We start from the raw sequence: 795 nt of genomic DNA, 5'->3' as shown, positions 1-795 counted from the left end.
AGAGGTCTACGACCGCTACATGAAGTACCTGACCGGCTGCGAGGACTTCTTCCGCAAGGGCATCAGCAATGTGGGCCAGTTCACCCTCGTGAAGTAGGCGGCGAGGAGCTGGGGGTCGTTCCGCTACTTTTGCAGCGTGAACTGGTCGACGTCGGTGTAACCCTGGCGGAACAGCTTCGCGCAGCCGGTCAGGTACTTCATGTAGCGGTCGTAGACCTCTTGCGACTGGATCGCGATGGCCGCGTCCTTGTTGGCCGCCAGGTTTGCCGCCCATATATTGAGAGTCCGCTCGTAGTGCTCACCCAGTAATTGCACCTTTTCGACCGAGAATCCGGCGGGCTCAGCGAATTTGAAAATATCTTCCTGCGTCGGCAGCTGGCCGCCCGGAAAAATCTCGGTGCCGATGAATCGCGCGAATCTCACATCGCGCATAGTCAGCTTGATGCCGAGTGCGGGCATCTGCTGCCATTGATAGGTCAAAATGGTGTGCAACAGCATCCGACCGTCGTCGGGCAGGATGTGGTGGGCACGTTCAAAAAAGGCCGGCCACCGGTCGGCCTTGAACGCCTCGAAGGCGCCGATGCTGACGATTCGGTCGACCTTGTCGTCGAATTCCTCCCAGCCCTGCAACCGGACTTCGACGGAGCGGTCGGTGGGGATGGCGGCCATTTTGGCCTTACTGTAGGCAAACTGGTTGCGACTCAGCGTGATCCCGATCACGTTGACGTCATATTTCTCGATCGCCCGGTGCAGCGCTCCTCCCCAGCCGCAACCGATGTCCAGTAGCGTCATCCC

General features: G+C 59.4%; 1 protein-coding gene and 1 pseudogene. One reads left to right on the top strand and one right to left on the bottom strand.

Translation table 11 applies throughout. From position 1 onward, the window contains the following. Positions 1-97: pseudogene (locus A5704_RS28220) on the top strand (class I SAM-dependent methyltransferase); the annotation flags it as partial. 26 nt (positions 98-123) lie between these two features. Here A5704_RS28220 and A5704_RS05465 read toward each other — a convergent pair. Then, on the bottom strand, positions 124-795 hold a 672-nt coding region (locus A5704_RS05465), incomplete at its 5' end, for a class I SAM-dependent methyltransferase (protein ID WP_067887761.1).

This window comes from Mycobacterium sp. E735, assembly GCF_001666955.1.
GTDB lineage: Bacteria > Actinomycetota > Actinomycetes > Mycobacteriales > Mycobacteriaceae > Mycobacterium.
Note: the sequence above shows the minus strand (reverse complement) of the source record. Positions and strands in the feature narration are given on the sequence as shown.